General features: G+C 45.5%; 16 protein-coding genes and 10 tRNA genes. 14 read left to right on the top strand and 12 right to left on the bottom strand.

Annotated elements, in window-relative coordinates; translation table 11 throughout:
- Nucleotides 1–56 precede the first annotated feature (56 nt).
- Complete coding sequence (locus tag V202x_RS18360) at nt 57–1,118, top strand: prenyltransferase/squalene oxidase repeat-containing protein (protein WP_197992952.1); 1,062 nt, start codon at nt 57–59, stop codon at nt 1,116–1,118.
- Between the two features lie 67 nt (nt 1,119–1,185).
- Here the strand turns inward: V202x_RS18360 and V202x_RS18365 are convergent, their stop codons facing one another.
- The 5 genes from V202x_RS18365 to V202x_RS18385 all read right to left on the bottom strand — a co-directional run bounded on the left by V202x_RS18365 (nt 1,186) and on the right by V202x_RS18385 (nt 7,775).
- Nucleotides 1,186–2,496, bottom strand: a complete 1,311-nt coding sequence (locus V202x_RS18365) for a DUF1501 domain-containing protein (RefSeq protein WP_145178040.1) — start codon at nt 2,494–2,496, stop codon at nt 1,186–1,188.
- Between the two features lie 283 nt (nt 2,497–2,779).
- On the bottom strand, nt 2,780–3,418 hold the full coding sequence (locus V202x_RS18370; RefSeq protein WP_145178042.1) for a hypothetical protein: 639 nt from the start codon (nt 3,416–3,418) through the stop codon (nt 2,780–2,782).
- Nucleotides 3,419–3,489: 71 nt separating this feature from the next.
- Nucleotides 3,490–3,984 carry a hypothetical protein gene (locus tag V202x_RS18375; protein WP_145178044.1) on the bottom strand — a complete coding sequence of 165 codons (495 nt, stop codon included), beginning with the start codon at nt 3,982–3,984 and terminating at the stop codon, nt 3,490–3,492.
- A 236-nt stretch (nt 3,985–4,220) separates the two neighbouring features.
- Complete coding sequence (locus V202x_RS18380; RefSeq protein ID WP_145178046.1) at nt 4,221–5,276, bottom strand: sialidase family protein; 1,056 nt, start codon at nt 5,274–5,276, stop codon at nt 4,221–4,223.
- A gap of 3 nt (nt 5,277–5,279) precedes the next feature.
- On the bottom strand, nt 5,280–7,775 hold the full coding sequence (locus V202x_RS18385; protein ID WP_145178048.1) for a neutral/alkaline non-lysosomal ceramidase N-terminal domain-containing protein: 2,496 nt from the start codon (nt 7,773–7,775) through the stop codon (nt 5,280–5,282).
- Between the two features lie 433 nt (nt 7,776–8,208).
- Here V202x_RS18385 and V202x_RS18390 point away from each other — a divergent pair.
- The 12 genes from V202x_RS18390 to V202x_RS18440 all read left to right on the top strand — a co-directional run bounded on the left by V202x_RS18390 (nt 8,209) and on the right by V202x_RS18440 (nt 10,642).
- Nucleotides 8,209–8,280: transfer RNA gene (locus V202x_RS18390), tRNA-Phe, on the top strand.
- A 28-nt stretch (nt 8,281–8,308) separates the two neighbouring features.
- A tRNA-Glu gene (locus V202x_RS18395) sits at nt 8,309–8,380 on the top strand.
- 209 nt (nt 8,381–8,589) lie between these two features.
- Nucleotides 8,590–8,661: transfer RNA gene (locus tag V202x_RS18400), tRNA-Lys, on the top strand.
- Nucleotides 8,662–8,669: 8 nt separating this feature from the next.
- A tRNA-Ile gene (locus V202x_RS18405) sits at nt 8,670–8,741 on the top strand.
- A gap of 95 nt (nt 8,742–8,836) precedes the next feature.
- Nucleotides 8,837–8,909, top strand: a tRNA-Val gene (locus V202x_RS18410).
- Between the two features lie 14 nt (nt 8,910–8,923).
- Nucleotides 8,924–8,996, top strand: a tRNA-Lys gene (locus V202x_RS18415).
- A gap of 32 nt (nt 8,997–9,028) precedes the next feature.
- Nucleotides 9,029–9,103 (top strand) — tRNA-Asn (locus V202x_RS18420).
- Between the two features lie 11 nt (nt 9,104–9,114).
- Nucleotides 9,115–9,197, top strand: a tRNA-Ser gene (locus tag V202x_RS27575).
- Between the two features lie 11 nt (nt 9,198–9,208).
- Nucleotides 9,209–9,279 (top strand) — tRNA-Gly (locus V202x_RS18425).
- Nucleotides 9,280–9,350: transfer RNA gene (locus V202x_RS18430), tRNA-Gln, on the top strand.
- Between the two features lie 216 nt (nt 9,351–9,566).
- Nucleotides 9,567–9,920, top strand: a complete 354-nt coding sequence (locus tag V202x_RS18435; RefSeq protein ID WP_145178050.1) for a PadR family transcriptional regulator — start codon at nt 9,567–9,569, stop codon at nt 9,918–9,920.
- Nucleotides 9,908–10,642, top strand: coding sequence for a hypothetical protein (locus V202x_RS18440; protein ID WP_145178052.1), 735 nt, complete (start codon nt 9,908–9,910; stop codon nt 10,640–10,642). Before V202x_RS18435 ends, V202x_RS18440 begins: the two co-directional genes overlap by 13 nt.
- 80 nt (nt 10,643–10,722) lie before the next feature.
- Here the strand turns inward: V202x_RS18440 and V202x_RS18445 are convergent, their stop codons facing one another.
- The 5 genes from V202x_RS18445 to V202x_RS18465 all read right to left on the bottom strand — a co-directional run bounded on the left by V202x_RS18445 (nt 10,723) and on the right by V202x_RS18465 (nt 18,379).
- On the bottom strand, nt 10,723–12,561 hold the full coding sequence (locus V202x_RS18445) for a serine/threonine-protein kinase (protein ID WP_145178054.1): 1,839 nt from the start codon (nt 12,559–12,561) through the stop codon (nt 10,723–10,725).
- The gene (locus V202x_RS18450) at nt 12,561–13,283 is read right to left on the bottom strand and encodes a peroxiredoxin family protein (protein ID WP_197992953.1); all 723 of its coding nucleotides are present in this window, start codon (nt 13,281–13,283) and stop codon (nt 12,561–12,563) included. Before V202x_RS18450 ends, V202x_RS18445 begins: the two co-directional genes overlap by 1 nt.
- A 275-nt stretch (nt 13,284–13,558) precedes the next feature.
- Nucleotides 13,559–15,313, bottom strand: a complete 1,755-nt coding sequence (locus tag V202x_RS18455; RefSeq protein ID WP_145178058.1) for a cytochrome c peroxidase — start codon at nt 15,311–15,313, stop codon at nt 13,559–13,561.
- Between the two features lies 1 nt (nt 15,314).
- Entirely contained in the window at nt 15,315–16,814 is a 1,500-nt protein-coding gene (locus tag V202x_RS18460; protein ID WP_197992954.1) for a S41 family peptidase, read from the bottom strand.
- Nucleotides 16,815–16,849: 35 nt separating this feature from the next.
- Nucleotides 16,850–18,379, bottom strand: a complete 1,530-nt coding sequence (locus V202x_RS18465) for a sulfatase (protein ID WP_145178062.1) — start codon at nt 18,377–18,379, stop codon at nt 16,850–16,852.
- A gap of 146 nt (nt 18,380–18,525) precedes the next feature.
- Between V202x_RS18465 and V202x_RS18470 the strand changes: the two genes are divergently transcribed.
- Nucleotides 18,526–20,037, top strand: coding sequence for an RNA polymerase sigma factor (locus V202x_RS18470; protein WP_145178064.1), 1,512 nt, complete (start codon nt 18,526–18,528; stop codon nt 20,035–20,037).
- An 83-nt stretch (nt 20,038–20,120) separates the two neighbouring features.
- Here V202x_RS18470 and V202x_RS18475 read toward each other — a convergent pair whose 3' ends face one another.
- Together V202x_RS18475 and V202x_RS18480 are read right to left on the bottom strand one after the other, a co-directional pair.
- Nucleotides 20,121–20,822 carry an SDR family oxidoreductase gene (locus V202x_RS18475; protein WP_145178066.1) on the bottom strand — a complete coding sequence of 234 codons (702 nt, stop codon included), beginning with the start codon at nt 20,820–20,822 and terminating at the stop codon, nt 20,121–20,123.
- Nucleotides 20,823–20,956: 134 nt separating this feature from the next.
- Nucleotides 20,957–26,209, bottom strand: coding sequence for an SUMF1/EgtB/PvdO family nonheme iron enzyme (locus V202x_RS18480; RefSeq protein ID WP_145178068.1), 5,253 nt, complete (start codon nt 26,207–26,209; stop codon nt 20,957–20,959).
- Between the last annotated feature and the right edge of the window lie 164 nt (nt 26,210–26,373).

Raw genomic sequence — 26,373 nt, forward strand, 5'->3', positions numbered from 1 at the left:
TGGTAGGTCCTCAATTTCTTTGAAGTCTTCGATAAATGAATGATGTGGTGAAGATCATGGCTTTTCGAATTTCCAGGATTAACTGGCTCATTGTTATGATGCTCGTGATACTTTATCCCAAACTTGGTCTGCGCGCGGATGATGGAGAAGCAACTTCGTCGAATCCAGATTCTGGCATTACATCGAGTGTCGTGTTTGCTGAAGACAAACCAAAGACGACACAAGTTCGAGAAGCGATTCAACGTAGTATTCCCTACATTGAAGAAAAGGGACTCTGGTGGATCGAGAAGAAAAAGTGTGTCTCCTGTCACCGAGTTGGCACGATGCTCTGGAGTCTTCGTGAAGCGAAACGAAACGGTTTTAAGGTGAGCGAGAAACTGGATGAATGGTTCAATTGGGCGACTGATGCCTCTCTCTCCAAAAATGACAAAGGAAAACTGGTGGGCCTGGGTAACAGGGAAGGTGTGGTTCAGATTCTATTTAGCTTCGATCCAAATAATCTTGACCCTGGTCAAAGTGAAACTCGGAAAAAGTTGATTGCCTTATTGAATGAGGGACAGCAGTCTGAAGGTTCATGGAAGCCTGGTGGACAACTCCCATCTCAAAAGCGATCAAAGTCTGAAACAATGAGTGTTACAACAATGTGGCTGACATTGGCATTGCTTGTGGAAGAGAACAATAAGGACACTCAAGTTGTTGAACGGGCTCTGAAATATATCGCAGCAAGTTCTTCGGGAAAAAGCGTTGAATGGTATGCACTGAGGTTGTTACTCGCAGAAGAAAGAAAAGAAACCGGCTTGCGAGATCAGACTCTGAACAAACTACTCAGTCAACAGAAACCCGATGGCGGCTGGGGTTGGATTGTAGATGAAGAAAGTGATGCATTGGGAACAGGAATGGCTCTCTATGCATTACTCCGCGCAGGACTGAAGCGTCAAGATAATGCAATCAAACGTGCTCAACAGTTTCTTATCAGCACACAACGCAAAGATGGTTCATGGCCGGTACGCGGTACGAAAGAGAAGAAAAAAGATCGTGTGCAGGAGACGGCTGTTTTCTGGGGCACAACGTGGGCTGTCATCGGGTTGGTCGAAAGTCTTCCGGAAGAACCAAAATAGACACTAGATATTTTCTGCTCATTATCAGAGACGGTTTAGCTAATTTTGGAAATCAATCGAGCCTATCTCAAATCAATTCGTGAATTAACTCACGTTCTTCGACAATATACTGGGGGCGCCCATTCGGGTCAGTGAATGTGATGTTGTTTGCGTCAATTCCAAGTTGGTGATAGACAGTATGGAAGATATGCTGCAGCTTCACAGGCCGTTCCTGTGGGAATTCACCGAGGCGGTTGGTTTTACCAATTGCCTGACCATGCCGCATGCCACCACCGGCGATGAAGAAGAACCCGGCTCGGTTCCAGTGATCACGCCCCGCATTTCGATTGACGCGTGGCGTGCGACCAAACTCCCCCGACATCATAATGATCGTGTCGTCTAGACGCCCAGTACGATCCAGATCAATGATCAAGGCAGAAAGCGCTTTACTCAATGGAGGGAGCTGTTTTCTCATACTATCAAAATTCTTGCCGTGAGTATCCCAGCTACCAAAATTTAATGACACACAACGCACACCTGCTTCTAGCAAACGTCGTGCTTTCAAAAATGATTCATTGGAACGTGAATAGCGGTCTTTTCCGATGCCATACATTTCTTTGGTTTTGGGGTCTTCATTTTTCGTGTCGAGAGCGTCTGCGAGTTTTCCCGAAGTAATAATTCCCATTGCCCGTTCTGTGAAACTGTCAATCGCTATCATCCGCCCACTGGCGTCCATTGCCTGCTTGATTCCGTCAAGGTTTTTCAGCAATTGGGCACGGTCATCCAGCCGCTCGCGTGTCACTCTGCGATCAAGTATCAAATTACCACGCGCACGGGAATTGGGACGAAATGCGGAGTGCATCGGGCCGAGGAAACCAGACCGCGTACTACCGCTTAAATCGAGATTTGTGGGGGCAGCTCCTTCCGGTGTTACTTGAGCTGGTCCCAAGATTTTCGACATGACTGAACCTATGCCGGGGCGACCACCGATATTTTTCAGTGAGTTCACAGACCAACCCGAATCCGACTGACGTGCGTTGTGTTCATTCTTAAAGTTTTCCACAGAACGAATAATCGAAAACTGATTGCCAACTGTTGCCAGCTCAGGCATTAACTCACAAATTTCCAAGCCAGGCGAGCTAGTTTTGATGGGCAGAAATTCCCCCCGGAATTCTGAGGGAGCCTGTGGCTTGAGATCGAAGGTGTCCATGTGAGTGGGGCCACCGTTCAGGAAAATGTTGATGACCGATTTTCCTGTTGCCTTACCGCCTGATTGCGATTCCGCCCTCAGAAGTTGTGGCAGCGTGAGGCCACCAAAGGCGAGTGCGCCAATTTGAAGAAAACCACGACGAGAAATTCCGTCACAACACTGATATTGATGACCGGGGAGTATCAACATGAGTTCTCTTTCCAAATTGTGCGTTTTGCATGCTGGGATGAATTCCAAGTTATGGAGTTCCTAATGCAGCTTGAATTGTGTGATGATTCATCCGACAAATCAATAGGAGTTTATGTATTCTACCACAATTTTAGCAGAGTGATTGAAGATGAAGATGTCCAGAATGGCGTATGCGTCATACGATTTGGAGAACAACATCAGAATTTCAATAGTTATTCTGACCTGCCTGAAATGGCATGATCTGTTTTGCAAGAAGGTTTAACTTGTTCTAAAAAGACTTCTATTACTTTGGTGTTTCTTTCACGTCGACTAGGCGGATTATTTTTTCGGCTTCTTCAGTGCCAAAAATCTGTACTAGTTGTTGAAATAAAGCAGAATGTGTTTCCTGGTTTGGAACCGTTCCTGTCAGGTATACCTGGGCTGCAGATGAGAAATCTGTCTCTAGATCAGGGTACATTCTTGTTTCTAGAATGGTATCGAGCTTTTCTAGTTTTTCTAATGTCTGTCTTTGATAATTTTGCTGTTCCGCAATGATTGCACCTAAAACGAAAGTGATTGTGCAAAAGAAAAGAACCAACATGATCGTTGTAGAGATCCATAGCAAAATTCCTTTCCAGGATCGCGTTGTTGGACTAGTTTGTATGGGTTGATTCATATCTTCTTGATCTTGCGAATGACTTTCCCGATAGGCAGCCAATGCCAGCACACCTAAAGCAAACATGATTCCCACTGTTGCACCTTGTGAGAGTCCCAGGTGAATTCCCAGAATTAAAGGATCAATTGTTGCTGATTCTTTGGGACGAAACACTGTTGCGTAATAATTCGGCAGGGCAGAGTCGACAATCAGACTCCCCAGACCACCAAGAAAAGCACAACCAACAATACTCAGCAGCACTGTTAAAAAAGCGTTTTTTGCAGTCATAGAAATTCAAATCTGGCATGGGTATTACTTTTGAGCAACTTCAAGGATCATACCTTCCTCTCAGAACATATTCAGTTGTTGCGAATATTACGTATTTTCGATGTGAGAGATTCCAGGAAACTATCTGCGCCTTGCTCCATGGCTGATGCATTACCTGTCTCCTGCGAGGCACCGTAGAAGAGTGTGCCACCTGTATAATCTCTCCCATACGTTTCAGCACAACTAATAACCTGATAAAACCCAAGCATGAATTGAACTAGATCGAGTTCTTTGAAAGGGTGCAGGAACAGCGACACAATATACCCGTTATCAATAGCATATCGCGCATCCAGAGCGGAATGGCTGTTTGCCTCCATCATAAGTTGATATTCAGCGATACTGATGCCTTCCGCTCCGGTGATATAAGCAACAATCCGCATGCGATTTGCTGACTCCTGTGTTTGGATTCGAACCGGAAATTGTCCTATGTTAAGTTGCCAGTGGCCGGAAGGGGGAATGAATTGGCTTTGTACTTCACTAGACAAACCGTGGTCGTCAAACCAATCATTGATATCGTTGTTGTTCATGAGAGAACCTCTTTGAGATGATCCAGGATCGTATCGTTTTTAATTTAATACTACGATCAATGTGCGAATTCATTTGAACAATCCTCATAAAGAATGTCAAGAAAATAGAATGACGTGTAAGCTCACATAGTCTTTATATCTAAGTATCGTTTTTAAAATGGCAATTGATTTGTGATGGTTTGGCGCAGTTCTCTATGTGATCTGAAAAAGTTAGTTTAAATATTATTGCTTAAAATTCAGTGTGACTCGTTGTCTGCTGAACGTGGTTCATTCAAGCGTTTGAGTGGCACTTTTAGAAAATGAACCCCATTCCGATTCATAAACACCGTGCCTATATGAGAGTCATTTATCTGAACTGTGCGTGCTGAATAGTAACGGGCTGTTACAGGTGTTTTGGGGAGCAGAACAATCGTTCGAGTTGAATCCCATGTTTGTCCATCGTCCATCGATAAATTATATCTCAGACCATAATTCTTGTTGCCGATTCCCCATGTGACAAGGACACGTCCATTTGAGAGAATGGTGAGATATCGACCTTCGGCATTGTCCCGCTTATCGGGAATGGCGGGAAAACCATTCACCACTGACCAATGTTGACCATTGTCTGTGGAACGCAGCAGAACCGGTCCCATAGCCAGTAGCGACTCTGTCGACGTCCGTACAATTTGTTGGAATTCATGTTGGATTTTATCTGGTCCAACTAAGGGGTATGTAGCGAGCGTTTCAGTCTGTGGTTCGAACAGTCGTGGCGGACCAACACGTAGCGGTAATAGCCATCGTTCGTCGCTCCATGGTAGTACGTTGTGGCGAACGGCTCCGAGATGCTTGCCATCGATAGGGCCAATCAATTGTTGTTCGTTCCAGGTTTGTCCCTGATCTTCACTGAGCGTGTAAAGTAATGCACGTTCGTAATACCCGTCATTGGATTTGTCGTCGGCAATATAGTTCCAGGTAACAAGAATGCGGCCGTCTGGCAGGGTATCGGCTGTGCCAGGATAGACTTCAAACTTCTTTACTTTACGAATAACTGGGGGACGTTTTGCAGAAGTGGGAATCTGCTTAGGGGCTGACCAGGTCTCGCCTGCATCTGTTGAATGAGAACACATCAACACATTGTCCCCTTTAAAAACGACGATCAATGCTCCGTTCCTGGCACGGCAGATAGACGGATGGATGTGGCCTTTGATCGGTTTAGAAATGATGGAGACTGGTTTTTCATCTGCCTGGGCGCAGAGATTTATCAAAAGCAGTGTGATTGTGAGGATAGAAGCGAATTTGTGATTGTATAACATTTCTTAATGCGCCTTGTTTTCTGTTGCCGCTTGTCGCAGGAGTGTCAGAGCGGTTTCAACCAGTATTTCACCACTACCGGGTTGAACTGCCGAGTTAGTCACTTCATAGCTGCCACCTGCATAAGCTGCCCGGTGTGGGATATAGATTGTCTCAACAGCATTCGATAATTCGACAATGATTGTTGTCGGGAACGGCGAAGCCTGCTTGATTGCCAGGCCCAATTCGACGAAGACCTCACCGGGAAGACAGACAATCGCGACGTCAGTCCCAACCGTCATCACGGTTACGTCAACTGGTAGTGTCTCCCCGATACCGGATAACGAACGACTCAGCCCCCACGTGATATGATCGGTTGTTTTGGCTAGTGGTTGATGATGACGAAGTTGATCGAGTATTAATTTTTTGTAAGCGGTGACATGGTCAAAAAAATCCACCTTTCCACCTTGATTGGCAATCTTGAGAAGTTTTATAGAACGATCGACTTCTTCACGCGTCGCATCCTGTAACGGTAATTTTACAACCTTCGAATGAACTGTCAGATTAGTGTTTTCAACCAGTTTCAATTTTGAGAGTTGCTTGCTGATCGATTCGCCAAGAGAATGCCCGATAAAGTCCGCCTTATTTCTAACCGGCGTTGCAGGATTGGCATGATTGATATCGCCACAACATCCGGTTCCAAAAATCGAAATCAGTTCGGAACCTAGTTCATCACGCAACATACGTTCGATGAAATAAGGATAGTCTGCACTCCACTTCGTCCCACCAACTGTGTCGAGATGTAGGGCAAAGTTGCTGAGTACACATCGATGCGTTCCGTCCTCCGGATTCCGTATTGAGAGCAAACCAATTTCGTCATCAATGGGGCCAGCAGCGCGGACGACATCAGGATTACTGAAAGATTGCCAGGTGCGCACACTTCCATCGCGCATTACAAATCGTCGGTTAAATGCAACTTTAGTCTTTTGCTGTGCAGAACCAGCTTGCAGTATTGAAGGTTTCGCACTTTGATTAGCTTGCATGATTGCACTTACCGGGCCGTGAATCAGTTTTTCAATATACTTCAGCCGCAGATCCTGCTGTTTCTCTTTACCGAGATACAAATAGAGTTCTTTCATGTAGTCAGGGGCAGTGTGTGAGTGCGTTGCTGCAATCACAATATTGTTCACTGGAATACCCGTTTTCGCGGAAGCAATTTGACGAACTTCTTTTGAGAAATCTGTGGCGATCCCAACTAAATCGCAGACGACGAGTGCCGCTGATGTATCATCGTCACGAAACACGATGGCTTTGGCTTTGAGAGGATCAATGCTCCCTTCTGCCAGTCGTTCATGGTAGTAACCTGCCATTGGGAAACCCCTGGGGGGTGTGATGTCGACTTCCGCAACGCCGACTCGCAAGCCGCTATGTGCTTTCTTATCGGGAATCGCTTCACGTCGAATTGCGGTTAACCACATTTTGCCTGCATTGCGCTGACCAATTCCGGAAAAGTGACGGCGTGATTTAACATCACCCCGGTTTTCTCCTTTGAGGGTATCCGTATCTGGTCCGGAAAAAAAGCCGGGCTGCTTAACCAAGCTATCGATGGCGTCACGAATACGTTTTTCTCCAGCAGGATCATTGTAAACTGTTGGATGAATAGTCGATTTTGCCAGCAGCCACGGAGGTTCAAATCCCCACACCTCTATTGCAGTGTTGCGGATCGACTGCAGGTTCTTGACATATTGCGCGGTTGAAGTCTTTCCCAGGACGTCTGATTCTCCCTGCTGCCACAAGACGGCTCGAAATCCTCCCAGAGCCTTACCTGTTGAGACCAATCGAGGATGCAGATTTCCATCAGGCATCCATTGCTTCGATGAAGTCGAAGCCACGCCGACATTCGCGAAACCAACTGGTACTTGTAGTTCAGCTGCCAGTGCATCTCCAAGGGGGGGCCAGATGGAACCACCGTTGCTTCCATCGGGGGCAGGCTGGGGATCATTGGCGACAGTCCAAGTTTGCTTCGCCCCATTGAAAGCAACCACGCGCTGTTGTGGATCTGTGACCTTCAGCCGTTCATCGTTGCAGTTGGTCGCATACGATTGGCCAGCTACGAGAAAGACTTCACCAACTCCCATTGGTTCCACCGCACCAACATTTAAAACATTGTCTTTCTTGCGGCAGCGAACTTCCAGACGATACCAGCCACCAGCTTTGATCCTCGCTGTCCCCTCAAACTTTTTACCTTTCCTGTTCGGCTTAAAGATCGTCCAGGCAGTGCTCATTGCTGGTTTGTCAGCGAGCGGCACAACACGATATTCCCACGTGACATTGTCTATTACATCGGGTAATCTACCTGAGACCTTAACATCAGCAAATCCGACTCTGGGTGCAACGCCCGTTCGTTGAATGACCTGTGAGGTTTTCGGGGACTCAATCTCTAAGGGATCTGCCCCAGAGGCGGTAACAGATGACATCAGGAATAAACCGACCAGAACTAAAACACGAGAAGTAAACGGCATTCGATTTACGACCTTTTTACTGACAGGCGGGAATAATTGGGATGGTTTAGTATCTATATTATTAACAGATTCAAACGAGAGGACAACTTTGGAATCCTTACTTCACTCAGTTCGATGGACTCTTTTCTTCGAGTCTATCGAATTTAAATTTTGAAATTGTAAGAAAAAGTGCGAACTTTATCGTTGTACCGTGCATCTCATTAATCACAAGCACAATTATCATTTTATATGAAAGAAACTACTCTCAATGTACCCTTTATCAAATGTGAGATTTGTCGGCAGAAATCAAGAAGAGCAACACTTTGGCAAACAGATAGCCAATGAGTTGTCCGGACAGATTCTGCGCATATGACACTTCTCATTTAGAGAGCCTTTCAACAAGGTCCGGTGTCATAAGCGACACCGGACCTTTTTTTATTCCCCTTGTCATTATGGATCGATAGCTTAGATGGTAAAGCGCCTGGTTGAAGCCCAGGAGACACGGGTTCGAGCACCGTTTGATCCACTTTGCGCTCAAATTGCGCAAACAATATGGCCCGTTCGTCTATCGCGTAGGATACCGCTCTTTCAAGGCGGAGAGGTGGGTTCGATTCCCATACGGGTCACTATTTTTTTGTTGGTAGTCGAGGGCTGGTCGCCCAAGTCGTTCTGATAAAGCGGCGGCGCTGAGTTCGATTCTCAGGTCTACCATTCACAGGTTTATTCGTAACGATTGACCAAGATCGTCCATAAAACAAATTTTTCAAGAACAATTCAAAAGGGAATACTATGAGCGAACAAGAACGCTGGAAACAGATACCCCCGACCGATACTCGAGGTCGTGGTGTAATGGTAGCATCACTGATTTTTACTCAGGCGGGTGAGGGTTCAAATCCTTCCGACCTCATTCAACATTGATGCGTAGCTCAGTGGTAGAGCAGCGTCCTTATAAGTCGCAGGTCGTGGGTTCGATTCCTGCCGCATCAACTGAACCTAACAATGGGATTGAGGTTTTGATGGCGGAATCCCTAATTCTTATTCAAGTGGATGAAGATTCAAACCCTTCCGACCTCATTCAACATTGATGCGTAGCTCAGTGGTTAGAGCGGCGTTCTTACAAGACGCAAGTCGTGGGTTCGAATCCCACCGCATCAACTAAATCTATCAATGGGATTGAGGTGTTAGCGGCAGCATTCTTGGTTCTTACCCAGGTAGGTGAGGGTTCAAGTCCCTCCAGTCCCACTTCGAAACAATCGAAAAGAAATTCAATAGAATGCGGTGGTGCTCGTGTTGGTACGGGCGGTCGGCTGTTAACCGACCTGACGCAGGTTCGATTCCTGTCGCCGCAGCTTAACAATTCGGAAGTCATCCGGCTGGATGAGGGGCCGGTCTCGAAAACAGGTGCGGTTCACCCCGTTGTGGGTTCGAGTCCCACGACTTCCGCTACAAAATTTGTGCTCTTGGCCGAGCGGTTAGGTTCCAGATTTCCAATCTGGCCAGGCGGGTTCGACTCCCGCAGAGCACTTTGGGGGTCGGCTAATGGGAGGCTACCTGCCTTTGAAGCAGGAGGTGAAGGTTCGATTCCTTCTCCCCAAAAAATTTGAAAAGAGTCAGAATCCAAGACTAAGCAACGGTACTAGTAAAGAGTTGGAACGAGGCTTCATAACCTTAAAATCACAAGTTCATTACCCGTAATCCCACTTCAATCAATAGAAGGAGAACTAATAGTTCAAGAGACCAATTTTATCGCTGTTTTAAAGTTTTTGCAAATCTAGTATTGCTCTAATTAATAGACTGTCTATAATTAAAGACATGCTAAATATTACCGGTGACAAACTACGTGGGCATCTGGAAATGATGGTGCTTTCCTCCCTTAAACAAGGCGAAGCTCATGGTCTGGAAATCGTTAAGCGATTGGAAACTGCTGGTTCAGGCGCTTTAAAGCTCAAAGAAGGTTCCCTTTACCCGGCTCTTTATCGACTTGAGCAGGCTGGCTATGTGAAAGCACAATGGGAGGGGGAAAGTTCAGGACGACGTGGCGCCAGACGACGACTCTATAATTTAACGACTAAGGGGAAACGGCAGTTAACACAAGGTCAGCAAGAGTGGACTGAATTTGTTACTGTCATGAGCAATATTCTTGGAGTTCCGGTATGGAAGAACTAATGATTCATGTCGAGAAAGTTGTCCGACCTCTTCGCATTCCTCTGAAGCAAAAAGGTTTGATTCGCGAAGAGTTGCTGAACCACCTCACAGAGATCTATGAAGAAGAACTTCAGAAGCATGACAAATCAGAATTGGCAATGAAGGTCGCTCTGGAGAGGTTTGGTCCCGCGGAGATCATATCTCGCCATCTTAAGGAATCATTACCCCGGTATTTTATGCTGTTTTCGTACTTGCCAATGTTCGCACCTGTTCGATTTTGGCCATTATCAACTTGGGCGATTATCCGGCGCGCTTGGTTCACAGGAATGCTATTCTGGCTCGTGGTCGGAATTCCATGGTGCGGTGTGCTCATCGCGACTGGACGCAAATCCATTGAAAGTGCTTCCGCACTCTGGCTGATTTTGAGTATTTTTGGTTTCATGGAACTGGCAATGGCGATTGGTATTTTCGGAGCGATGCATGGAGCCTATGGTCAGCGCAAATCAATGTGGCGAACATTTCTCTTTGCTACAGGTGGTTGTATTGGATTGACTGCTGCAATTGCTCTTTTAAAATATTTTGTTACTCCAGAACTCTCGCCTGGTGTCTTTGTAATCTCACTTCTGATGCCGCTTGGTATAATTGTGATCTCAGCACTCCCAGGGTTCGCAAAACTGATTCATCAAGATGTTGAGAGTACTAAGCATGCTGATGAATGGAATCAACTCATCATAGATGAGTAACCTCGGGGGCTCTGTTTTCTTGTTGCATGATTCAGTTTGACGATCACTGTTGTTTCGCATCAGTTGAATTTTGAAAAATATCAGTTTTCAGAAATCACTTCCTGATCAACGGGTATGAGTTCTTCAATTTGTAAATCTGAGAACCAGGCAGGACCACCTTCGACTGAGAGACGGACTTCCGGTAGGATTGGTTTCTGTTGCGTATTCACAGTGCCGACCAGCTGATCATCAAAAAAGACCCACCAGTGTCCGTGCTGGTATTCCAGCTCGATAACATGATATTGATCTGCAGCATTTTGGATAGTGTGGGGAGTTGATGATTCAGCAGAGGGGCTACGGTGTTCGGTCAGAATGACCTGTTCTGGAGTAATTCGGAGAACGGAATAGGGGCCCTTACCTTTCTGATCCTGTTCAATACCGAAATGGAGTTGGACTGCTGACGCTTTATTGAGACGTACAAACAGCAGCAATTTATAGTTTTCAAGGGGTAAGTTATTACGGAGTAACGGTCGGCGAATCATTCCGTTCGTGCCGGCAATCACAATGGCCCCTTCATCATCCTTATCCACAGTCCAGCTTCCACTGGAAGGTAAGGCCCCCAGCGTCTGTCCATTGAATAAGGGTTCGCTCCAACCGCTGGGAATCATGCTGCGTAGGGGAGCTTCGGGTTGCTTCGGATAGAAAAACAGCAAACCGAGGAGCAGCAAAACAATAATCGAGAGTGTTGCCGTCATGATGTATCGACGCTTGCGGTTCGATGTTACTGGCTGGTCGACTTCAGTGGTCATCGCCTGAGATTGCAGGTGTGACCGCTCTAAGATGGTTGTGACAGTATCGGTACTCGACCCTATCCCTGCCTGGAGTGTGGGGCGTTCCTGTAGTGCGGCATCAATGCGATCTATCAGGCAATTGTAATCGTCTAAACGCTCCTCTGGTTTTAATGCGAGCATGTCTTTGACAAGTTGAGTTGTCTGCTCTGAGATGACATGTGGTCCTGCGCTTAATGATGTCGCTTCCCCATTTAATTTCTGTGCAATAATTTGTGGTATGGTATTTCCATCAAAGGGAGGACGGCCTGTCAGCATATGATACATCGTTGCTCCTAAAGCGTAGATATCGGAGCGATGATCAATTTCTTGACCGTTGATTTGCTCTGGAGACATATAGTGTGGACTACCGACAGACGCATTCGCAGCCGTCAATCTAGTCTGTATGTTCTGATCTTGTGTGAGAAATGCCAGTCCGAAGTCGGCAATTTTGACCATGGGGACACCTGGGGGCAGTGGAAACCATTCCGGTGGTTCGATCAGTAACAAGTTTGCTGGCTTGATATCTCGATGAACGATGCCGTGTTGTTTCGCATGTGACAACCCAGAAGCGACTTGGCGAATGATTCCGAGGGTCGTTGCTTCGTCCAGGTACTCCCGCTGCATTATCAGCTTTTCGACATCTTTACCATCAACAAACTCCATTGCCAGAAATAATCTGTTATCATGCTGGCCAAAATCATAAGCTGCGATGATATTCGGGTGCTTGAGCCGGGCGACAGTAACTGCTTCTCGCTCGAAGCGGCTGGCCATGTTCGGATTACCCATCTGACTGACGAGTACTGTCTTAAGTGCTACGATCCGGTCTAAACTAAGTTGCTTGGCACGGTAAACAACGCCCATGCCTCCTTTTCCCAACATACCGAGAATTTTATAGTCCGGTATAATTTCCGTCGAGTGGAGCAGCGTTTGAACGATATCGATCTCCACATTATCGAGTAATCCTTTTTGCAGGATCATTTGTGTGGGATGAGAATTTCCAGCGGCAAATTCTTCAGTCAGATCCTGGGCCATCTCTGTCGATATGAAGTTCAGCTTGGCAGCAATGGAAAAGAATTCCCGATCATCTTGCGGTGGCTCTTCAGATGACATTATTTGCTCGGTTTGTCTTCAGTAGCTGGTTTATCGGAATTGAGTTTGTCGAGCTGCTCAAGCATGGCTTTGATAGAAGGACGGTCAGCTAAAGTAGAACCAACATAGGCGAAACGGATTTGTCCCTGTGGATCGAGGATGTAAGTTGCCGGCTTCGATAGCTGGCGTTGAATCCCCAGTTGGTTGACCGCTTTTAGTTCAATGTCGAATAAGACCGGAAACGGTACAGGCGTCTCTGGTGATGAGAGTTTCTTACGTGTAACAGCGAGAAACTCATCCCAACGCGGGATGTCGGTGTCACTACTCAACGGATAGACGACGACAACTTCAGTATTTCGATCGGCAAAGCTATCATAATTGGAAATAAGACGCGAAGTTTGTGTGGAACAGTAGGGGCAGATCGTGCCTCCAAAGCCGCGCGTAAAAACCAGGACTAGATTTTTATTACCAAGAAATTTACTAAGTTGGACCGGCTTACCATCAGTATCGATGAACTCAAGTCCGGCAAAACTTTGTTCGACAGAAGCATTAGACTCAACAGCATCTTTAAATTGGATGTCGTTCACATCGCCGTAGCCTCCGTAACCACCATATCCATAGGATGCAGTTTGGTTACCAGCCGGTTTGGGACTGTTGACAGGGGCAGGAGTATCACTGCATCCAACCAACTGAAGGCAGATACCGGCTAACACAATCTTCCTAACACAACAGAATGTCGACATGAGCATTTTTCCTTGTGTGCCGAACAGAGCCAGCACTCCTTAACTCCCCATTCCTTATGGTTTTAAATCACCTGCAGTTGATGATAACAGAATGATATCGTAAGTCAATCTCATGCCTGAAACGGCTTGTTTTCTGAGTGTTTCTCACTGAAAATTAATTCGGAGCCAAATTGGATCTGAAATCTCGGCACACATACACAATTCAAGGGATTAGAACGGAATCTTTCTCGATAATATAAAATATTCAATATCTCCAAAATAGTTTCTATCAATGATTAAAGTGACGTCAGATATTGCAGGAGCGCGTTAAGTTCCACCTCGGTCAAGGTGCGATTCGTTTGATGCTTGTATTTCGTAAAAACATCTTTTAGTGTCAGAGCCCTCCCATCATGAAAGAACGACGTTTGCCGACCGACGTTACGTAATGAAGGAGGATTAAATCGCGTATTCCCAGCCGAGTCTTTCAATCCTACATCGTATGACGCGGTTGAAGTGTATAATGGTGGCACGTGGCAGCGCTTGCAATCCAGTGCCTGAAACAATTGACGACCGTGATTGATTATGGTTTCATTTGGAGCAGCGGTTCTCAATTCAGTGAGCACAGGGGGATGTGTCAGTGTATTCAAGTAGGCGACGAGATCAGCTACTTGCTTTTCAGAGGGAGCTGACCCCTGCATGGTTTTCTGAATCGAATTTTTCACTTGTTGTGAAAGAGTCTGTACCTTTCCATCCCATGCCCAAGGTCCTGTTTGTCCTACTCCGACCAGGGACAGTACACGTTTAGGTGCGCCAAAAGAACCATCACTTAAGTTGTCATTTAATTGGCCACTCGAGTGACCATTTGTGTGGCAGCTGTGGCAACTCATCCAGCCATCATGTGAAAGGTGACTGTCAAAAAACAGCATTTCTCCTCGTTCGTCGGGACTCAATTCTCGCTGAGGTCCCAAAGAGACTCGCTCGATTTGCTTTGTGCCATTCATATCAACGATGGAAATAGAATCCGAAAATTGATTAGCGACAAATAGACGCCCATCGGGTGTTGAAATGGCAGCAACGGGATGTCGTCCAACGGCTACTCGCTCGAAGTCAAAATGATGTTTGTCGTTACTGATCGCAATTTCATCCACACCGGAAAGTACGACTATTAATTTCCCTTTAGGCAAGACGTAGATTGGCCCCGGGTCTCCAGCTGCTCTGCCCGGTTCACCCAGATGAATTACTTCACGTCGTTTCAACACGTCGGCTTCTGAATGACAGAGATCATCCAAAGACAATGAAACCAACAGATTAGAGAGCATGTTGCCCCAGTGCACATCATCGCGCGTGGATCGCGCGAGTGAGTTCAGTTCCTGTTGTGCTATCAATACGCGTTTTCCATCATTGCTGATCGCCAAGCCTCGTATATTGTGACCAGGGATTTTCTTAGTAACGGTCAACTTCAAATTATCCGTATCAACTATAGCCAATTTATTTTGAAAAGAGCCCGCAACAATCAGCTTCTTTCTCTCTTTAACCAAGCACATTTTGTGGGGTTCGAAAGGGATCTGCAGTTTAGCTGTGATATTTTTCTGAGAGAGTGGTTTGTGATCGATTCTGGACAGGTCGACAACTGTCACAGTTCGTGACCATAACGATGCGATGAAGCAACGTTTTGTCGTGCGGTCTACCTGCAGTTGGATGGGATACTGGGCGATGTCCAGTCTTGATACAACTTTCCAATGAGTCCCTTGACCTGCCAGCACGACCAGTTGGTGATTCTTTTCGTCTAATATCAAGAGATGAGTGTCGTCAAGTATGGCCAGATCTGTGAGTCGTCCTCCAACATCAATTTCATTGGCTGCCGACAGGGCTGCTGTATTAATTACTGTAATGCTGCCGCTATTTCGGTTTGCGACATACGACCATTTATAATTGTCTGAAGCTGTTAATGCCACAGGTCGTCTGAGCCGACGCTCTAACTCTGCAGCGTCGGATTGCCATCCTGTGGTTGCAAACAGCATGAGTATGATCATGAATCGGAGACGATACATTTTATGATCCAGAAGTAGCCTTGTTCACTCTTCGCTTAGTAGTAGCAGAGGGAACTTGAATATGGTCATTTTTTAGTGCTTCTATAGCCTTTTCAAATAATGGTGGTAATGTAGTAAGTCTCTTACTATTTTCACCCCTTCTCACTATGTTTGAATTAACAATGCTAGGGGGAAGAGGATGATCGGGTAGGATGAAACCAGATTTCTTCTTTAGCTTTGATGTCTTCTCGAAGGTGTGACTCACTGAAGGTGATGAGCGAAAAGGATGGGTGAGGAGTGTCGTTCCATCACCACGTTGCATCAAGGCAGTTGCCATGACAATTTTATCATTCCGGTTTGGGAGGGAGACAGTCGATCTGACATAAGTCTGGCCAGAAGTTGGTTCACCAATCACAATTGCTCGTTTATTATCTTGTAAAGCAGCAGTCAGGAATACATGACCAGAACTTGTGTGTTTACTGACCAGCACAACCAGCGGTATGTTTTGGAAAAGAGCCCCTGGACGTGCTTCATGTTTTTGGATTGAGTCCAAGGACTGAATATGTCCGATAACCCCACCGTCTAATAAACTATCTGCGACCATGATCGTATCATGCAGGATGCCATTACCCGATCTGAGATCCAGAATGATTCCGCTGATCTTTTCTTTTCGGAGTTTGTTCTCAATCTGACGTAACTCATGTAATGTGCTGGGGCCGATACGACTGAAGCGGAAGACGGCGATATCCCTGGCTGCATCGAGAGTATATTGCCACTCTCCTTCAGAGACCTTTCGAGAACCTTCGACCGTGGGAATAAACACGCGACCGCGTGTCATTGTTACTGTGCGCGATTCCTGAGAGCCGGGCTGTCGAATAGAAATTGTGACTTCTGAGCCCGCTTCGCCTCGCAGATGTTGAATCACGTGTGTCAGAGCCTTCGATTTCATGGATTTATCATTTACTTTGAGGATTAAGGTACCAGGCTTAATGCCTGCTTTCCATGCTGGACCATTATAGATCACAGAGGGGATTGCTGGATAACCTTCATGTTGATTCATACTGATCGCGATGCCGACACCCACGTAACGATTGGCGGCAAGTTGTTCTTGTACCTTACTGTTTTTTGCATCGATTAAATGCGCTCCACAAGGCAGAGAACTCAATACCCCTTTTGTCAGGATCACATCGAGATCCTGCTCTTTATCGAACTCGGCACTAACGTCTTTTAAGAACACTATGAATTGGTCTGATGTTGTCAGATTAGAAATGCGTTGGCTTAATCCTTTAGGGACCTGATGGTTGTTAGCGTAGTAAAGTGCTTTGACACCTGCCAAAATCATCTCTTGTCGCGTCGGCGGATCAATGTGTTGTTGTAAAACAACATCAGTGATTGTCAGAATGCGTTCCTCTAATGACTTGGGATTACGAGATGTGTTTTCTGGATTTTCGGTAAAAGCAAATGCGCCGTTTGAAATGAAGCCTACAGCTAAAATGAGTACACAGCACTGTTTTTGAGTCATTATTTGTGCTCCTTTTGTGGCAAGCCTACGTGAAATTATTCCAATGCGCGCCATTGCGGAAAGGTTTCGAGATACGACCAGCGAAAATTTTTCTGCTTACGGTATTTCATATCGCGGTTAGCCAGTTGTTCTTTGACAAACTCATCGACGTTTTTCTGATCGAGAAAAGGATCGCGAGTGCGTTCCTGTAGATTAATCAGAGCTTTGATGAGTCGCGATTTAATCTCAGCATGTGCGGGATCATCGGCCAGGTTATTCCACTCGTACGGATCTTTCTGCAGATCATACAATTCGTAACGCGGTGGTCGCGACCAGATTGCAAATGCCTGCTTCACAGTTTCGTTTGCTGTCGATTGGTCTTTGGCTGTCGCACCCGAAATAACAAAATGTGGGTGTGCTTCATCAAGATAGCTACCCGCATCGAGGTTTTCTGTACCAGGTCTCGGACTCGAGATTAATTTATAACGGTCATCTCGTAGAGAATGCTGGATGAAACAGTTTCGAGGAAAAGAACCGGTCGTGAAACCAAACAGGTATTGACGCCACTGAGGCGGTCTGGAGTTGATAAGCAAAGGTTTTAAATCCCAGCCCGGTAGACGGGTCGGCGCTTTGATACTTGCAGCTTTCAGTGCTGTCGGCAGTATATCGATGGTGGAAGTGAGTTCCTTTCGAACTTGCCCTGCTTTTGCCACTCTGGGCCAGCGAACAATTAGAGGGACACGCAGGCCACCCTCATAAACGGTTCCTTTGCCGCGGGGGAATTGAGCGCCGTGATCACCAAAGTAAAAGACGATGGTGTTATCCGACTGTCCGGATTGATCCAATTCGGAAAGCAACAAGCCTACGCCCTCGTCAAGCCGTGCGAGGCAATTATAATAATTTGCCACCTGTTTGCGTAGTCTCGGTGTATTCACACCCACCCAGGGCATGGGTTTTACATCCTTCTCTGAAACAGGTTTCGTTGGGCGTCCGTTAATCTTTCGGATGAATGGTAAGTGAGCATCAGGAAAGTTCACTGAAAGAAACCATGGTTTGCCTTTAGATGCTCCGAAAAATGCAGCCGCCTCTTTTGCGTAATCTGTGACAGTCTGTTTACGATTAAAATTCGCCCCGCGTATTGTATGCGTATCGAAGGGAAATGCCGACTCAGGATTCACATGTAGTTTTCCAATCAATCCAGTATGATAACCGTTTGATTTAAGTAGAGTCACAAAGTTTGGTATGTCCGAATTGTAAGTTGCAAACTTATGGGTTGCTAAACCGATCTGACCATTCTGATGAGGATACAGTCCGGTCAGAAAACAGGCACGTGAGGGGGAGCAGACCGAGTAAGGTACAAACGCGTTCTCAAAGCGAACACCTTCTGAAGCCAATCGATCCAGATGTGGAGTTTGGGCATAAGGATCTCCATAACACCCTAGCTCAGTTCCGTTGTCTTCAGAAACAATCAGTAGAATATTTGGCGGCGTTGCCGCAATCGAAATAACAGGTGAACTATAGAATAAACAAAACGTAAATCTCAAGAAACACTTAATGAGTTTCTCATACTTATTGCGACGATACATTGTGGTCTTTTCCAGATTCAAACTACACCTTGCTCAATAATATTAGTATTTTCCATCTATTTGAGAATTTGAAGAAAATGATGTCACCTGCCAAAGCCTAATGGTCTCTAGTGTATAATGTGAACACTAACCACGAAAGGCTTATTATGAAATCAATCAATTCTAACGACTTGAAAGAGATAACCGACGCCAAACTCATTCAACTTTCCGGGCAAGGCGATCAAAATGCCTATGGTCAGATTGTTGAGCGCTATCAGTCGCTTGTTTGTTCTGTGGCATACAACCGTTGTGGTAATCTGGCGCAAAGTGAAGATCTGGCTCAAGATGCCTTCATTCTAGCTTGGCAAAAACTGAGCGACTTGAAAGACATCAGTAAATTCAAGGCCTGGATTTGCACGATCGTTCGTAATCTGGCTAATCGATCGACACAAAGACCAGGACGTAGCATTACCCGCGCAACACATCTCGATGCGGTTCCTGACGTTCCTGCAGAAACAGAATCTCCGAGTGAGCGAGCGGTGAGCGTGGAAGAAGAAAAGTTGGCATGGCAGGCGTTGGCTGATATTCCTGAGACGTATCGTGAGCCTTTAGTTCTGTTCTATCGTGAAGAGCAATCGGTCGCGCGTGTGGCAGAAGCATTGGACTTATCTGAAGATGCAGTAAAGCAGCGATTATCGCGAGGCCGGAAAATGGTACAACAACATCTGGCAGCGGTTGTTGCGTCGGCACTCTCCGATTCGAAACCGACAAAACTGTTTACAGGAGCTGTTTTGTTAGGACTGTCAGGAGCAGCAACCAAGCCAGCGGCCGCGGCTGGGGTGACAACCGCGACGACAACCGTGGCAAAAACAGTGACTGATACAGTAGTGAAATCCGCTGTGGGGGCTGGGGCAGCGAGTGGATGGAGTAGTTTTTTTCTAGGCCCACTTTTGAATCTGCCCGTGATCGCCTGGTTAACCAAGCTGGCAGTTGATGAAACTCGTTCAGAACGCGAGCGAGAATTGTTGCGGCGTGGTTTCTTGTTCGCGTTTTGTGGTCTTCTGGCCCTTATTGCAGCCCTTGTATCATCGATTTGGTGGCAGCAATACATCGAACCTCCCTCATTGCGTGCGATGATCCCAGCTACGATGATGGTTTTGTTTTTAATACCCTGGGTTCTGTATTGTCGGAAAATGGGAAAACAAATCGAACGTATTCGTAAAGAAGAGGGAACTGATACTCCATTAAGACCGCTGATCGAATCGGGTCAAAATGGATCAATTGCCTTTAAAATATTCGGAGTCTTCTCTCTCAGCGCGCTATTGGTGATGACGATTCCCGCCATCTTACCACTGATTGCAAGAGATTGGCTGATCTTAGCAGCGATGACAATCTCGGCGATTTGTGTCAGTTTCATTGCGGCCCAACTAAGCCAGCGCTTTCCAAAGTACTCATTTCAGTTATACGGAACAAGTAATGGTGTCACAGCACTGATAGCGATTGGGATTATGTTTTGGAGAAAGAATGTTTGGCAGTCAGCATTTTCTAACTTTATGCTTTGGTATATCTTTGTCATGTCGGCTGTAAACATTGTTTTTGTTATTCTGACTTCAATAGCCTGGAAACGGGTCTATGGAAAAGATGAGTCAGGAGAAACTGTGAAAAAGAACAGGAAGTAGGAACCAAATGAACGCTTGCTTGATTTGCAAGGGTACTTTGTATTGGTTCTAAAAAAGCGATCGCAAAAAGTAACGAATTTTCATCAGACAGATCGTGTAATACCTCCATCAACACGAATGTTTTGCCCGGTAATGTATTTTGCTCCCTCAGAGAGAAGAAAAGCGACGGTTTCTGAAATTTCATCAGTTGTACCATATCGACCCAGAGGAATGCGGTTAAGAAACTCTTCTTTTTCTGGAAGGCTATCTATAAATCCTGGCAGAATATTATTCATGCGGATATTGTCCTTTGCGTATTCACCTGCGAAGAGTTTTGTGAAAGCAGCGAGGCTGGCGCGAAACGCACCGGAAGTAGGAAACGCCGGTTCGGGTTCAAAAGCAGCGAAGGTAGAGATATTCACAATTGGGCCTCCACCATTGACTTTTAGGATCGGTGTCACCAACCGCGCGATGCGAACGACATTGAGCAAATACACTTCCATCGCCAAGTGCCAATCCTCATCAGTGATTTCGAGAATTTTTCCTTTTGGCCCATGACCGGCACTATTGACGACCGCATCAATCCTGCCAAATGAATTCATAGCGGTATCCACAAGACGTTTGAGATCAGCCGTATTTTGATTTGATCCTGTGATACCTATGCCTCCTAACTCTGTAGCAAGAGCTTCACCTTTTCCCGAAGAAGACAAGATCGCAATTTTGTAATCAAGGTCAGCTAGTTTGCGGGCAATGGCAGCTCCCATACCGCTTCCTGCAGCTGTGACTAATGCAACTTTTGAGCTCATTTGTAGTATCTTTCTTGAGTTATTTGACTTTGCCACATTCTGATCTGATTAACCCTGCCCAAGTTTAGGAAACAGAGAATCGTTGGGAAAGAGAACTGAAAAAACAATTCTACAGGGGTTGGTGATAAGTTATGTTAATTCGCAGGTTTCGATTTTTTTATGACAGCTTGTAGAAAACCCCGCAGCTGAGTTGAAGGTACTGCAAAACCGGCACCTTCAATGTTTGCTTTGAGAACGACTAAACCGATCACGTTTCCATGGTCATCGAATACGGGACCACCACTGTTACCTGGATTCACGGCTGCAGAAATCTGAATGTGCGGTTGCCCTCTCAGGATACGCATAGGGTTGCTGACAACACCAGTTGTAAGAGTTTGAGAAAGGATTGTATCTCCTGTACTTGGATTGCCGATGACAGTCACTAGTTCACCAGATTCGACAGTTTTCTGATCATCGAGTGATACTGTTTTTAAATCGAATGTTCCTTTCATTTTCATCAGTGCAAGATCAAGACCCTGATCAATATGAACCAGTTCCGCCTCAGATTCCTGTTTGCTTTTCGGATTAGTTTTTCCTGACATATAAGAAACGATAATTTTACCGTCGAAAGGAACCGCATGGGCACAAGTTAAAATAAAACCACTTTGGCCTACTACAAAACCTGATGCGGAGCCTTCATTACTTTTGATGAGTACAACAGATTGATTAAACTGTTTTGCGATTTCTTGTGAAGTAATTTTTTTTGCTTTCAGTGCTGGACCGAGTGAGTCAATTTCTAACTGATTCACAACTTGTTTATAATTTGCAATCAACGATTTCTGTGAAGTGATCTTCACTCCTTCGCGAATTCGAACTTTTTCCTCAGGACTCAGTTTCAGTAGAACACTTCGCAGGTAGCGTCCTTCTAATTTTTCATTACAGACAAATAGCAGAGACAATCCATCGGGAGAAAAAAATAAGTTTTCGACTGTAACTTCACCTAATCCAGAAGTTGTTATTAAGAGCTTTCGCTCAATGACTTGCCCTGTTTCTCGATCATAAATAATAGCAGATTTGCCTCCCGGTACAGCGACAAGATTGAGCATCGGATGAAATGCCAGCAGAGTTGTAGTGGCTCGATCTTTCGTTTTATATACTATAGGAGTTTTCTTGAGATTGTTCGTTTTCCAGCCAGCAAGATTATTGGAACGGGCAGGCGTACCTCCGATTGAAAGATAAGTGAGACGTTGACCGTCAGGAGAGATACAGATCCCCGTTCCATTCGCGCCTGCTTTAGGAATATATTGCCTGAGATATGGGAACCCATTACGCAGATTATAGCTGAATAAGAAGTCGATACTTCCATACTCGGGAATCTCCAGAACTTGCCAGCGAGGGTTAATCTGGAATCGTGTTCCTTTCCGAAATAAATCTTTGTAGCCGACATAGAGCATATTTCCGGCAGGGTCGACTCGGACCCAGGTTCCCAGCATCTCATCAGGTGCAGAAACCTCCCCCTTTTGTTCATCAACAACCAGCACTCGATAGCGGGGTTGCTCTCCCTGTATTTTGACGGTCACATAGCTGACGGGTAATTCTGGGTGAACTGTCAGGTCGGTGATCTCCATCACGGTGAGATTAGACAGTTTTAACGGAATACTTCTGGTGATTTCTAGAGTGTTTTGGTCGATGAGATCAAGTTGTTTCTGACTCTGGTCCAAAGCGAGAAACGTATTCTTGCGCTCTGCCAGGAAATTGTAACGCTGAGGGAGCTGATACTTCTGTACGATTTGAATTCCGTCTCCTTTGAGCCGTTTTACAGAGTCACCTTGTAAGAGCAACAGAGATTGGTGGCCGTTTGTCGGCACGAGTTTAAATAAATCAGGTTCTAATGTGAGACGCGAAAAAGAATCAACAGAGGCTAAAGAACCGGCATGTTTGATTAGGTCTTGAGAAACCACTTCAAGATTAACCCAAGCAAATGAAATCTTATCTCCCTGGGTTAATTTGAATTTTAGTTCGTGAGAACCAACGTCGTCAGAATCAGGCCTCCAAGTTACAATATTATTTTCCAGTTTCAAACCTTTTGGACCATTCATCAAATGATATTTTGTATTTGTTTTTTCAGGCAATGAATGATTAAACTCTTCTCCTTCCGCAATCCGTGCGGGTAGGAGATCTGATTGTCTGGCAACCGCATTGCCCGTAGTCGGAGTTGATGTAGGTGGATCAGTATCTGACGGGGAAGTAGTCAGTTTGCTTTTCGATTCGCTAAACGCAGGAGTGCTTCCAGACAGTATTAAATTCTTTTCCATATCAATCACAAAAAAGTGAGTGACATCATTGGTTGTGAAGGCAATCGGATGATCGAGAAGATAATCACGGATTCGATAGATATTGTGATAAATCCTGCTGAATTCTCCTTTCGGAAATTGAACTTTGCGATCATCAACTTCATCGACTGTCACATTCAGGCGATGTGCATGGATGCGTTCTTTCGTCACTGAATAGATCATTTTTTTGGAGCGATCGGCAATCAGGATGTAGCCCAGACCTCGCTTGATGTTGGCAAGGGGAATACCACCAAAGATATTATTATTGGCAACCCAGAAAGATCCGGGATGGATCTGATATGCATAAGGGGTTTGGGGAATCCCTCCTCGATAGATGGGTTTTGGAGACTCACCAGAAATGAAATCTTTCCAGGCAAACGCGGAGATTCCTCCAGACGGGCTAAGGTTGAACGATCCTTGAGTAATCACTATCCGGCCATCGTAACTACAAGTCGCCATAGCAGACCTTGAGACATGCTTGTCGCGGCCGGTATTCACATTTAAATGATAGATATGACAATCATGGTAAGATGCCTTATTACCTTGCCCATGGCAAGTAACGATTAGATCGCCTTTAAAAAACTTCCCTTTTGCTGCACTTAGATGAACAATATGCGGCTTTTCCACTTCCAGTTGATTCGTAAGAGCCCAATTATTTTCTTGCTCAAAAACGCTGATTGTTCCTTCACCGTCGTTTGCCACAAGTAATTGGTTTCCACGACTCAAGATAGATCGGGGCGCTGTCGTAGACAATATCGCCACTTTTTCTTTTGATATTGCATCCCATATTGAAACTTGATTTGCCGCCTGATGCGAGCAGATCAGCAAGCGGTTGTCCTCCGAGATCGTAAAAGAGGTGACCGGTTCATCCATCGGGAATGGTTGGAATTGAATCACTTCACGCACGAAGGATTTAGGCTGAACAACTTTACTTGGATGGGGGCGCGAGTCGGGAGCGATTACAATCGACTTTGTAACTGGTCCGGGCAGTTCCTCACGTACCACCCGAAAACCACGATCACAGCGCGTCTCGGTTGCTGGAACTCCGATTCTTCTGGCAACACGGCAATCAATGGGCCAGTAATTACTTGAACCACCTCGAAGCACTCGTTTCTTTCCGTTTGTTGGAATACGACTATCGGAAATCAAGTAACGGTCTTCCACATACACATCATTACACCATTCAGAAACATTGCCATGAACGTCATATAAACCAAAGGGATTAGGCTTGAATGAGCCAACAGGCGCATTGAATGGGTAGCCATCATCTCCTTTTCCACATCGATTTTTGTGGAACGATTTATTACTAAGAATCTTTGCTAGAGATTGATCAGAAATATTTTCATTTCCAATGAGAGATTCTGACGTTTTTCCCCATCCGTAAGGCATGATTGTTCCCGCTCTGCCAACATATTCACGTTCTGCTTCGGTAGGTAAACGAAAATGGTATTTTCCATCTTTCGCTGATAACCATTTACAAAAGGCGACTGCATCATTCCAGCTCACATTGACGACAGGTGAATTACTTTCCTGCTTAAACCCTGTATTTCTCCAAGAAAATTGAGGATCATGGTTTACAATTTCTTGTCGACGGGCATCATATCCTGCTCCCCCTTTAGGGACTTTTTCAGCGTCGGTTATGTACTTCGTTTCTGCAACAAACTTTCGAAACTGTAAAAAGGTTACTTCGTGCTCCCCGATATAAAATCCTTTTTTGATCTGCACACTATGTTGCGGTCTTTCAGAGGGCCTTGACTCTTTTTCATTAGCATGGGCTCCCATCAAAAAAGTCCCGGCAGGAATGTAAACCAGCTTTCCTGCTCTCGGATCATTAATTGTTACGAAGTCTTTCTTGTTCGCATTGCGGGATTCCACAATTTCAGTTGGGCGACTATTATAATTCGCTTCCTGAACGACTCGAAAACCAATATTTTGTCCTTTCCATGAAGGTAAATTTCCACGACGGTAGGCAGAACGACTGTGTAGGTCTTTACCTTTAAACCACGAACCGCCTCTTAAGACTCGAGTGGTCACAAAACGAGTCTTAGTAGACACGAAGGGATTGCTGGTCAGCTTTCCTTGCCGTCGATGATAGAGCTGAGGGTCAAACCAGTCAGCACACCACTCAAAAACATTTCCGTGCATATCAAATAAACCGAATGCATTTGGTTTGTAAGATCCCACTTGAGTCGTTCGAGCCAGAAAGGGGCCTTTTGCATTTGTTCCATAAGGATATCTCCCATCTGAGTTGCTGAATCGGCCATTATTAATCGTTCCAAAATGAAATGGTCCTGTCGTTCCTGCGCGACACGCATACTCCCATTCTGCTTCGGTAGGAAGTCGGTACGTCTTTCCTTCCCGTTCTGACAATTTACGGCAGAAGACAATTGCATTATGCCAGCTGACAGAATCTACAGGAAATCGGTCGGTGTTTTGGTCTGCAACTTTATTTTGCCCACGACCATTTTTGGAAAACCAACTCGGATTTTCTCCCATGACCTTTTGATATTCAGCTTGAGTAACTTCAAATTTCCCCAGATAAAATGGCTTCGTGACTTGTACACGATGTGGAACTTCCGTCTTTTGACTTTCCTCTTCAGTGACAGGAGATCCCATCATAAACTCACCAGGTGGTATCAATGTCAGTTGCATTCCTAAACTATTGATTTTCAGGACTTCAAGATTCATTGATGAAGCCCATGCAAGTTGCATGTCTTGGGCACTAAGTTGACTGAAAGGTGCCAACAGCGGTTTCGCTTGTAGCACAGGTGTCTTATCTGTAGATTTGGTTTGTTTGTCTGACTGGATTTGATTCACTTTTCCCGAATGTTGTGCCTGCAATGAGGGGGACGACTGAGAGATTTGTGTGACATCCAACGATTCTGTAACATCATTTGCTGGCTGAGAGAGGGTAGAATCCTGGGTTTTTGTCGTTTGTTTTTCAAAAGTAGGCGAAGTTTGGTCACGTTCGGATTGAGAGCAACCAGGTAACGCGATTAGAAGAAGTACATCACAGAAAAAAAATATAACAAGGAGCGTTCGGTTTCTCAGAAAACAGTGATTTGATGAGAACATTTTCTAGCGAACCTCTAGTTTCAGTGAGCTGATGCGAGTATTACCAAAGGAGTTGGAGAGAAACGTAAATGGGATGTAGACATCTTACCTTTTACGTTATTACCGGCAGTGTGACTTTGCTCTATCGTAGCCTACACCATCTTGAGAATCTAGTACAAACGTAA

It is taken from the genome of Gimesia aquarii (genome assembly GCF_007748175.1).
Classification (GTDB): domain Bacteria; phylum Planctomycetota; class Planctomycetia; order Planctomycetales; family Planctomycetaceae; genus Gimesia; species Gimesia aquarii_A.

Excerpts from the sequence above, each read along its gene's own strand:
- V202x_RS18360 (WP_197992952.1), top strand. The coding sequence starts at position 57 with ATGGCTTTTCGAATTTCCAGGATTAACTGGCTCATTGTTATGATGCTC.
- V202x_RS18365 (WP_145178040.1), bottom strand. The coding sequence starts at position 2,496 with ATGTTGATACTCCCCGGTCATCAATATCAGTGTTGTGACGGAATTTCT.
- V202x_RS18370 (WP_145178042.1), bottom strand. The coding sequence starts at position 3,418 with ATGACTGCAAAAAACGCTTTTTTAACAGTGCTGCTGAGTATTGTTGGT.
- V202x_RS18375 (WP_145178044.1), bottom strand. The coding sequence starts at position 3,984 with ATGAACAACAACGATATCAATGATTGGTTTGACGACCACGGTTTGTCT.
- V202x_RS18380 (WP_145178046.1), bottom strand. The coding sequence starts at position 5,276 with ATGTTATACAATCACAAATTCGCTTCTATCCTCACAATCACACTGCTT.
- V202x_RS18385 (WP_145178048.1), bottom strand. The coding sequence starts at position 7,775 with ATGCCGTTTACTTCTCGTGTTTTAGTTCTGGTCGGTTTATTCCTGATG.
- V202x_RS18435 (WP_145178050.1), top strand. The coding sequence starts at position 9,567 with ATGCTAAATATTACCGGTGACAAACTACGTGGGCATCTGGAAATGATG.
- V202x_RS18440 (WP_145178052.1), top strand. The coding sequence starts at position 9,908 with ATGGAAGAACTAATGATTCATGTCGAGAAAGTTGTCCGACCTCTTCGC.
- V202x_RS18445 (WP_145178054.1), bottom strand. The coding sequence starts at position 12,561 with ATGTCATCTGAAGAGCCACCGCAAGATGATCGGGAATTCTTTTCCATT.
- V202x_RS18450 (WP_197992953.1), bottom strand. The coding sequence starts at position 13,283 with ATGTCGACATTCTGTTGTGTTAGGAAGATTGTGTTAGCCGGTATCTGC.
- V202x_RS18455 (WP_145178058.1), bottom strand. The coding sequence starts at position 15,313 with ATGTATCGTCTCCGATTCATGATCATACTCATGCTGTTTGCAACCACA.
- V202x_RS18460 (WP_197992954.1), bottom strand. The coding sequence starts at position 16,814 with ATGACTCAAAAACAGTGCTGTGTACTCATTTTAGCTGTAGGCTTCATT.
- V202x_RS18465 (WP_145178062.1), bottom strand. The coding sequence starts at position 18,379 with ATGTATCGTCGCAATAAGTATGAGAAACTCATTAAGTGTTTCTTGAGA.
- V202x_RS18470 (WP_145178064.1), top strand. The coding sequence starts at position 18,526 with ATGAAATCAATCAATTCTAACGACTTGAAAGAGATAACCGACGCCAAA.
- V202x_RS18475 (WP_145178066.1), bottom strand. The coding sequence starts at position 20,822 with ATGAGCTCAAAAGTTGCATTAGTCACAGCTGCAGGAAGCGGTATGGGA.
- V202x_RS18480 (WP_145178068.1), bottom strand. The coding sequence starts at position 26,209 with ATGTTCTCATCAAATCACTGTTTTCTGAGAAACCGAACGCTCCTTGTT.